The 9,314-nt window shown below is 56.8% G+C and carries 7 protein-coding genes and 2 pseudogenes; 6 read left to right on the forward strand and 3 right to left on the reverse strand.

What is annotated here, in order from left to right:
- Nucleotides 1-80 (forward strand): annotated as a pseudogene (locus tag JWR17_RS08360) (threonine transporter RhtB); the annotation flags it as partial.
- Nucleotides 81-161: 81 nt separating this feature from the next.
- Nucleotides 162-620, forward strand: a complete 459-nt coding sequence (locus tag JWR17_RS08365; protein WP_299830193.1) for a YaiI/YqxD family protein — start codon at nt 162-164, stop codon at nt 618-620.
- A 127-nt stretch (nt 621-747) separates the two neighbouring features.
- Here JWR17_RS08365 and elbB read toward each other — a convergent pair whose 3' ends face one another.
- Complete coding sequence (gene elbB, locus JWR17_RS08370; RefSeq protein WP_299830195.1) at nt 748-1,419, reverse strand: isoprenoid biosynthesis glyoxalase ElbB; 672 nt, start codon at nt 1,417-1,419, stop codon at nt 748-750.
- Nucleotides 1,420-1,677: 258 nt separating this feature from the next.
- A complete protein-coding gene (locus JWR17_RS08375; RefSeq protein WP_299830204.1) occupies nt 1,678-2,301 on the reverse strand; it encodes a DedA family protein in 624 nt (207 codons plus the stop codon).
- Between the two features lie 205 nt (nt 2,302-2,506).
- On the opposite strand from JWR17_RS08375, the gene hemB reads away from it, so the two are divergent.
- Together hemB and ppk1 are read left to right on the forward strand one after the other, a co-directional pair.
- Nucleotides 2,507-3,517, forward strand: coding sequence for a porphobilinogen synthase (gene hemB / locus JWR17_RS08380; RefSeq protein WP_299830197.1), 1,011 nt, complete (start codon nt 2,507-2,509; stop codon nt 3,515-3,517).
- 17 nt (nt 3,518-3,534) lie between these two features.
- The gene (gene ppk1, locus JWR17_RS08385; RefSeq protein WP_299830199.1) at nt 3,535-5,745 is read left to right on the forward strand and encodes a polyphosphate kinase 1; all 2,211 of its coding nucleotides are present in this window, start codon (nt 3,535-3,537) and stop codon (nt 5,743-5,745) included.
- Here ppk1 and ppx read toward each other — a convergent pair.
- Nucleotides 5,732-7,234 (reverse strand): exopolyphosphatase, encoded by a 1,503-nt coding sequence (ppx, locus tag JWR17_RS08390; protein ID WP_299830201.1) that lies wholly within the window; start codon nt 7,232-7,234, stop codon nt 5,732-5,734. The genes ppk1 and ppx overlap by 14 nt on opposite strands.
- 472 nt (nt 7,235-7,706) lie before the next feature.
- Here ppx and JWR17_RS08395 point away from each other — a divergent pair, with 472 nt between their 5' ends.
- Entirely contained in the window at nt 7,707-8,858 is a 1,152-nt protein-coding gene (locus tag JWR17_RS08395) for a hypothetical protein (protein ID WP_299830202.1), read from the forward strand.
- Nucleotides 8,855-9,314: pseudogene (locus tag JWR17_RS08400) on the forward strand (hypothetical protein); the annotation flags it as partial. The gene JWR17_RS08395 and the pseudogene JWR17_RS08400, both read left to right, overlap by 4 nt.

A 9,314-nucleotide genomic window follows, 5' to 3' on the forward strand; every position in this document is an offset into this window, starting at 1 on the left:
GCCGTATGAACCGAACCTTCGCCGGATTATTCGTCGGCGCTGCGGCTTTTCTCGCCACCCTCCATCGCGCTGCGGATTGATTCCTTTCGGGGGGCTTGTAATGTTCGGTAATGGCTGACGTCCGTATTAACACAGTTCCGCACTCTTTTAGGAAGTATCCTATGCGCGTTTGGATAGATGCTGATGCCTGTCCTCGGCCAGCGAAGGAACAAGTGATTAAGTTCGCCTTGAAGCGGCAGTTCGAGGTGTTGCTGGTGGCGGGGCAAGGCCAGATCAAGCCGAGCTACCATCTCGTCAAATTGATCGTCGTTCCCAGTGGTCCAGACGCCGCTGACGACTATTTGGTGGAGCACTCAGTGCCTGGCGATCTGGTGATTTGCAGCGATGTGCCGTTGGCGGACAGACTAATCAAGAAGGGCGTTGCGGCGCTGGACCCTCGCGGTCGCGAGTTTGATCCGCAGAATATGGGTGAGCGCCTGGCAGTGCGAAATTTGTTCACCGACCTGCGCGATCAGGGCCAGATGAGTGGCGGCCAAGCTCCACACGGCGACCGCGAGAAACAAGCGTTTGCCAATGCGCTGGATAGAATACTTACCAGACTGGCGCGGGAGTTCCCCTGAGTGCAGGCCCGGCACAAATCCCTCTGTAGGAGCCAACGTGTTGGCGAGAGGCGTGCCCGGGAAATTGCCTCGCCAACGAGTTGGTTCCTACAGATTAGCATCGCGTCGGAATTTCCTTGGGAGCCCATCAGGCTACTTCGCGCTCCTGTATCAGCTCAATCACCCGGTCTACCAGCTTGTTGATCCCCGACGCTGCTTCGCTTATCGATTGGGCGATCATGTAGGCCGGGGTGCTGACCAGTTTGCGTGCATGGTCTTCGACGATTTCACTCACCGCACAGTCCTGATGGGTGCCGCCCATCTTGCTGATGGCTTTGGCCGTCGCCGGATCATTGCCAACCGTGCAGGTTACGCCTGGGCCATAAATTTTTGCCGCGAGGGCAGGGGAAACGCAGATCAGCCCCACCGGCTTGCCCGACTCGGCAAATGCTTCGGCCAACGCCAGTAACTCGGGCTGTATGCTGCAATTGGCACCTTCCACCGCAAAGTTGGAAAGGTTTTTCGCTGCACCAAATCCCCCTGGAATGATCAGCGCATCGAATTCATCGGCGTCTGCCTCTCGAATATCCTTGATCGCACCACGGGCGATGCGCGCTGATTCGACCAACACATTTCGCGACTCGGGCATCTCCTCGCCGGTCAGGTGATTGATCACGTGATGCTGGATGATATTGGGCGCGAAACACTGCACTTCTACGCCGCGCTGGTCCAGACGCAGCAAGGTAAGAACGCTTTCGTGAATCTCCGCACCGTCCTGAACGCCGCATCCGGAAAGAATGACCGCTACTTTCTTTTGCATCGCCTTTGCTCCCGTTCATAGCGTTGGGTGGTCCTGCGCCAAGTGGTTCCAAAAAAAGGGCCTGAAGAATGTCGTTAAATGTCCACTAATTTATCATTTGCTGCCATAGCGTTTTGCCGAACTGGCGCGATTCTTCAATGGATCGTAATGACGGTGCAGTGTTCATTCGTTGGGACCGATTGTTCGGCTGGGGAGCGAGGGCGTTGCTGACGTACGCGTTGCTGAGGAAAATCGGTCTGTGTTGCGCCCACGGACAATTCATTCGTCTGGCGAGTGCTTGGCCTCGGCCAGTTCCGCTTCGCGTTTGGACGATTCGAGTTTTTTCGCAATACGGGCGGCCTTGAACCGGCGACGTAACCATAACGCGCCGCCGAGGATCAGCAGAGCCCCCAACACCCAAAGCTCGTAACGCTTGACGTTGCCCAGCAAGCCTTCGAGCAACGCACCGAAGTGATACGCGGCGGCGCCTAGGGCGGCAGCCCAGACAGCAGCACCCAGGCCGTTCAGCAGCAGATAGCGACGAGGCGGGTAACCCGACAAACCGATAGCCACCGGCATCACTGTGCGCAGGCCATACACAAAGCGGAAGCTCAGCACCCAAAGATCGGGGTGTTTGCGGATGTGCTCCAACGCTTTGTCGCCCATCAACTGCCAGCGCGGCTTACGCGCCAACAGTTTGCGGCCGTGCTTGCGCCCAAGGAAATACCACAACTGATCGCCGGCGTAGCTCCCGAAGAAGGCGACCACCACCACCAGATTGATATCCATGTATCCGCGGAACGCAAGGAAGCCGGCGAGGACAAGAATCGTCTCACCTTCGAAAAAGGTTCCTAGAAAGAGGGCAAAGTAGCCAAATTCCTGCAATAGATGTTGGAGCATTATATGGATGCTGGCGAAATGAACGCGCAGCCTAACTCGCCGAAGCCATTCAGGAAAGTGTGGATATGTGTCTCGACGTTAAGATTTCCTACAAGACCATCGGCTGCGTCCCACGGTCGCAGGGTTAGGCACGGTTGTCATACATTGGTCATAATGGCAGCTTATAACTGTCACGCTTGCCCGCCTGCGCGGGCTCAGGAGTCTTGCCGTGAGCTTTACCCCCGCTAGCCGCTTGTTTCCTTCGACTCGCCTGCGACGTAATCGTCGCGACGAATTTTCCCGTCGTCTGGTCCGGGAAAACGTCCTGACCGTCGATGATCTGATTCTTCCGGTGTTTGTGCTCGATGGCGAAAACCGCCGCGAGACGATTGCGTCGATGCCTGGTGTCGAACGTCTGAGTATCGATCTGCTGCTGATAGAAGCTGAGGCGTGGGTTGCTTTGGGTATTCCAGCGTTGGCGCTGTTCCCGGTGACTCCACCCGAGAAAAAATCCCTTGATGGTGCTGAAGCCTGGAACCCTGAAGGCATTGCCCAGCGTGCCACCCGTGCCCTGCGTGACCGCTTCCCTGAGCTGGGCGTCATTACTGATGTTGCGCTAGACCCATTCACCACCCACGGCCAAGACGGCATTCTTGATGAAGCGGGCTACGTGCAGAACGACATCACCGTCGATGCACTGGTCAAGCAAGCGCTGTCCCATGCCGATGCGGGTGCCCAGGTGGTGGCGCCTTCCGACATGATGGACGGTCGAATTCAAGCGATCCGTGAAGCGTTGGAACTGGCTGATCACGTCAACGTGCGGATCATGGCTTATTCGGCCAAGTACGCCAGCGCCTATTACGGTCCGTTCCGGGATGCGGTGGGGTCTGCGTTGAATCTGGGCAAAGCCAACAAGGCGTCCTATCAAATGGACCCGGGCAACAGCAACGAGGCACTGCACGAAGTGGCTGCTGACTTGTCTGAAGGCGCAGACATGGTCATGGTCAAGCCGGGCATGCCCTACCTGGACATTTTGTTCCGGGTGAAAGAAGAATTCAAAGTGCCGACCTTCGTTTACCAGGTCAGCGGCGAATACGCGATGCACATGGCAGCGATCCAGAATGGCTGGCTGAGTGAAGGGGTGATACTGGAATCCCTCACCGCTTTTAAACGCGCAGGCGCTGACGGCATTCTGACTTATTTTGCCGTTCGTGCTGCTCAACTGCTAAAAGGGCAGTAGCCCAAACAGGAACACCCATGAATACCGAAGGACTCACCGAAGAAGCTGTTCATATCGCCGTTCAGGAAACTCAGCCTGTGGTCGAGCAGAGCATCGAAGTGGTGCCCGTTCCCGAGCCGGTATCGGCCCCAGTCCCGCATCCTGTCGCTCATAACCTGGACGACAGCAGCCTGTATATCCACCGCGAACTGTCGCAACTGCAGTTCAACACACGGGTATTGGAACAGGCGTTGGACGAGTCCTACCCATTGCTGGAGCGGCTGAAATTTCTGCTGATTTTCTCCAGCAACCTCGATGAGTTCTTCGAAATTCGTGTCGCCGGCTTGAAGAAGCAGATCACCTTCGCCCGTGAACAGGCGGGCGCAGACGGTCTGCAACCGCACCAGGCGTTGGCCAGGATCAGCGAACTGGTGCACGGCCACGTTGATCGGCAATACGCGATCCTCAACGACATACTGCTGCCGGAGCTGGAAAAGCATCAGGTGCGCTTCATTCGTCGTCGTTACTGGACGGCCAAGCTTAAGGCCTGGGTCCGTCGTTATTTCCGTGACGAGATCGCCCCGATCATCACGCCGATCGGCCTCGATCCGACACACCCGTTCCCGTTGCTGGTCAACAAAAGCCTGAACTTCATCGTCGAGCTGGAAGGCATCGATGCGTTCGGTCGTGACTCCGGTCTGGCGATCATTCCGGCGCCGCGCTTGTTGCCACGGGTGATTAAAGTGCCCGAAGAGATCGGCGGTACCGGGGACAATTTCGTCTTCCTGTCGTCGATGATCCACGCGCACGCCGACGACTTGTTCCAGGGCATGAAAGTCAAGGGCTGCTACCAGTTCCGCCTGACCCGAAACGCCGACCTGGCTGTCGACACCGAAGACGTGGAAGACTTGGCGCGCGCGCTGCGTGGCGAGTTGTTCTCCCGTCGTTACGGTGATGCGGTGCGGTTGGAAGTCGCAGATACCTGCCCGAAACACTTGGCTGATTACCTGCTCAAACAGTTCAACCTCAGTGAAACCGAACTGTATCGCGTCAATGGCCCGGTGAACCTGACACGTCTGTTCAGCATCACCGGTCTGGACAGTCATCCAGAGCTGCAATACACGCCGTTCACTCCCGCGATTCCCAAGCTGCTGCAAAACAGCGAGAACATTTTCACGGTGATCAGCAAGCAGGATATTTTGCTGCTGCACCCGTTCGAGTCATTCACGCCTGTGGTCGATCTGCTGCGTCAGGCTGCAAAAGACCCACACGTACTGGCAGTTCGGCAGACCCTGTACCGCAGCGGCGCCAACTCGGAAATCGTGGATGCCCTGGTCGATGCGGCCCGTAACGGCAAAGAAGTCACGGCAGTGATCGAACTGCGGGCGCGGTTCGATGAAGAGTCCAACCTGCTACTGGCAAGTCGCCTGCAAGCGGCGGGTGCGGTGGTGATCTATGGCGTTGTCGGCTTTAAGACCCACGCCAAGATGATGCTGATTCTGCGCCGGGAAGCCGGCGAAATCGTGCGCTATGCGCATTTGGGTACGGGCAACTACCACGCCGGTAACGCTCGTCTGTACACCGATTACAGCCTGCTGACTTCCGATGACGCGTTGTGTGAAGACGTTGGCAAATTGTTCAGCCAGTTGATCGGCATGGGTAAGACCTTGCGCATGAAGAAGTTGCTGCATGCGCCGTTCACCCTGAAGAAAGGCATGCTGGACATGATCGCCCGCGAGATGCAGTTCGCACTCGATGGCAAGCCGGCACACATCATTGCCAAGTTCAACTCGCTGACCGATCCGAAGATCATTCGCGCGTTGTACAAGGCCAGCCAGGCCGGTGTGAAAATTGATCTGGTCATTCGCGGCATGTGCTGCCTGCGCCCAGGTATCGCCGGTGTCTCGCACAATATTCACGTGCGTTCGATCATCGGTCGCTTCCTGGAGCATACCCGGGTCTTCTACTTCCTTAATGGCGGCGAAGAGCAGATGTTTCTGTCCAGCGCCGACTGGATGGAGCGCAACCTGGATAAGCGGGTGGAGACGTGCTTCCCGGTTGAGGGCAAGAAGTTGATATTGCGGGTGAAGAAGGAGCTGGAGAGCTACCTGACCGATAACACCCATGCGTGGATTCTGCATTCGGACGGCCGCTATACACGCAGTACGCCGACCGGCAACCAAAACCCACGTAGCGCTCAGGCGACGCTGCTGGAGCGCCTGAGCAACCCGCTGCTTAGCGTACGCTAAAGACGATACCGACCCGGGCCAGCCACTCCGCTTCCAGCGCGAAGTCGGCTTGGGTCAGTTGGTTGTTTTCTAACCAGCCGTCGGGAAACAGCACGTCAAGGCTTTGATCATTCGCGTGCAGCACCACTTGGGGCATCTCTTGGGTGCCGCGGATGTGGTGGAACAGGATGGCAAAGCGTAGCAACACGCACAGGCGAATCAGCTTGATGCCTTGATCGCCGAAGTCGGCAAATTTATCTTTCGGAATATTACGTCGGTGGCCTCGCACCAGTAGCGCCAGCATTTGCTGGTCCTCACGGGAGAATCCGGCCAGGTCCGAGTGCTCTATCAGGTAAGCACCGTGTTTGTGGTAGTGATAGTGGGCGATGTCCAGACCCACCTCATGCACCTTCGCGGCCCAGCGCAGCAACTCGCGATACGAATCGTCTTGCAGATCCCACGCCACGGCCACCTGCTCCAGGGAGTGCAGGGCTTTCTTCTCGACCCTCGCAGCCTGTTCAAGGTCGACGTGATAACGCTCCATCAGCGAGCTCAGGGTGCGCTCACGCACGTCTTCGTGCTGATAGCGGCCCATCAGGTCGTAGAGTACGCCTTCGCGCAGGGCGCCTTCACAGTGATCCATGCGCTTGAGTTCCAGCGCGTCGAAAATGGCCTCGAGAATCGCCAGGCCTGCCGGAAAAATCGCGCGGCGGTCGGGCTTGATGCCGTCGAAGTCAATTTTATCGACGTCGCCGAGCTTGAAGATTTTACGCTTGAGCCAGGCCAGACCTTCGGCATTTACCTCGCCAGTGCCATGGCCGCCGGCTTTAAGGGCCAGGCCGATAGCGCGAATAGTGCCGGAGGAACCAATGGCTTCATCCCAGCTGAGACGGTGCAGAGCATGCTCGATGCTCATGATTTCCAGGCGTGCGGCGGTATAAGCCTGGGCGTAGCGCGCCGGAGTCACCTTGCCGTCTTTGAAATAGCGCTGGGTGAAGCTGACACACCCCATTTGCAGGCTTTCACGCAGCAGCGGTTCGAAGCGCTGTCCGATGATGAATTCGGTACTGCCGCCGCCAATATCCGCCACCAGGCGTTTACCCGGTGCATCGGCCAATGTGTGCGAGACGCCGAGGTAGATCAGGCGGGCCTCTTCACGGCCTGAAATCACTTCCACCGGATGCCCGAGGATTTCCTCGGCACGACGGATAAAGTCCACCCGATTACGCGCTTCACGCAGGGCATTGGTGCCGACGATCCGTACCGCGCCGCCCTCCATACCGTTGATCAGTTGGGCAAATCGCTTGAGACAATCAAGGCCGCGCTGCATGGACTCTTCGGTGAGCTGGCGCTCTTCGGTAATGCCCGCCGCCAACTGAACCTTTTCGCCCAGCCGCTCTAGAATACGGATTTCGCCCGCATTGGCTTTGGCGACAACCATATGAAAGCTGTTCGAGCCAAGGTCGATAGCGGCAATCAATGAAAGATTTTTAGTAGGGGACGGTGGCATGATCAAAGGTTCCGGTCGATAACCCCGTCATCCTGCCACGATCCATCCCCGGCGCCAACGCGAAGCGTCGTACGGGGCATACCGATTGGCCACCGATCCCTGGTATCGAACCCGCCGCCTCCGACATCTGCCTGGTTCAACTCCTTGTAGGAACTGCCGGAGGCTGCGACCGGCTGCGGAGCAGTCGTGGTCTATGTTGCTCGAACCTTATCGCAGCCTTCGGCAGTTCCTACGGGGTCAACGGCTGTTTCAATGCGGCTCTGCTGGCCCAATAAAAATCGCCAACGCTGGCGTGCTCGGGTTGGCGGACAGAATTTTCGGATCGTCGATTCGTGCACTTCGGATCTTTGTTTTTGCCGATTTGAAGGATTTTGCCAATAAGCGTGTAGGGCTTTTCTGATTGTACTTTTCGCCGGTTTTTTGCGGGTGTTTGGCTGGTAGGGTGCGTCCATTCCAGTCAGAAGCCAGCCCCATGACCCAGTGTTTCAAAGACCACGAATGCGACACGCAGCTGTTGAACCACAACACCAAGCCATTCTCCGAATGTGAAACGCATACGGTGAGCGCGTACGACAGCACGTTCGAATGCACCGACGTACCGGTGCTGACCTGTTCCGGAATCTGGCGAGTCTTCCAGCGCGAAGCCGAAGAAATCGTCGCCCCCGGCGGCGTGCTGATCGCCGACCCCATCGAACGCAATCGCGCTATCAACGCCGCCTACGCCCGATTGTGGCTGCACGACAATCGTTTCCAATGGGCCGGGCTTGCCGCGTTTGCTTCCAAGCAAGTGGGCTGCGGGTTGTTGCATGCGGCGAGTACCAATGAGGTTAGTCAGGCTGAGCTCGACGCCGGGCATAGGATGCTCGACAGCGGTTCGGCCTCGAGTATTGGCATAGAGGGCCTGATTACTATCAGGACTGTGGATAAACAAGCCATGCGGGACTATGAGGCTGCCAGCAAAAATAACCCTGTGCCATTTTCGACATTAGGGGGCGAACCATCCTTGATGCAGCAACAGTTCAAGCATGTCTACGAGATGATGGCGCTGGGGAATACCACGCTGTTTCTGGACATCTTTCCGCTGCATGCGTTTTACAAGAAACGTGGGCTTGAGGAGTTAAGGACCTGCCTTAAAGAGCGGGCGGGCATTTATGGTCATCCGAAGTTTCCAGTGCTGTGGCCGGTGGGCAAGGAAAAGCTTGAATTCGGTGGAACGCATCAGCAAATTCTGGATGCCTTCAAGGCGATAGAAAAGGGAGATATTGCCGAGAGCGTGAGAAAATTTGCAGAACATGAGCAGCGTAATATTCTGCAGCGCACCATCTACGAAGACCAACAACTCAAACTGCTACTTCGCGGCAACCATGTGTCCTTTGTTACCGGTTTTCCTTCAGGCGTGGCTCAAGCCATTGAGCTGACCCTGGCGAGCCAATGCCAGCCCGTTGAGGATGGGCGCACCCTCGAATTCAGTAGCAACCCCTTCGCAGATTTGTCAGATTACAACCAGCGCATAGCCTTCGTATTGCGAGCAGCGGCGCGTTTCGACGAGATGCTGGGGGACGGAAATCGACGCTTGCTGGAGCAGTCAATAAAAGATATTGCCGAAGGGTCGGGTGTCCGATGAAACGGCGATACTGGTTCTGCCTGGCGCTTCTGACGGTATGGGCAGCATTCACCGCGCGGTCGTGGTACGAGCGGGAGATCGCCCTGGTGATAGGCGGAACCTACGAGGAGATGCTCAAGGCTTCGTCAGCCCGCTTTAGTTCACCTATTCCCGGTGGGAGGACATGGCCGGGCTGGCCAAAGTCCGACGTGCAATTGCGATTCGTCGACCCACAATATGGATTTATCACCCCAAAGAGCTCTCACTTTTATGTTGTATTTGATGGCAACGTTATTCAGATCGTGGATATGTATCCGCAAATTGAACCCTTGTTGCTCGATGATGCTTTAAAGGTCGTGCTGGATCTTCAGGACCAATGGCGTCGCGGCGGATGGATCAATAAGTTAGAGAAAAGATTTCCATCCTTTGCTGATACGCCTGAGTGGCGTGCTCGGTTGCGAGATGCTAACGGAGGCA

Origin of the sequence: Pseudomonas sp. (genome assembly GCF_028293835.1) — a bacterium.
In the GTDB taxonomy this organism is placed as follows: Bacteria; Pseudomonadota; Gammaproteobacteria; order Pseudomonadales; family Pseudomonadaceae; genus Aquipseudomonas.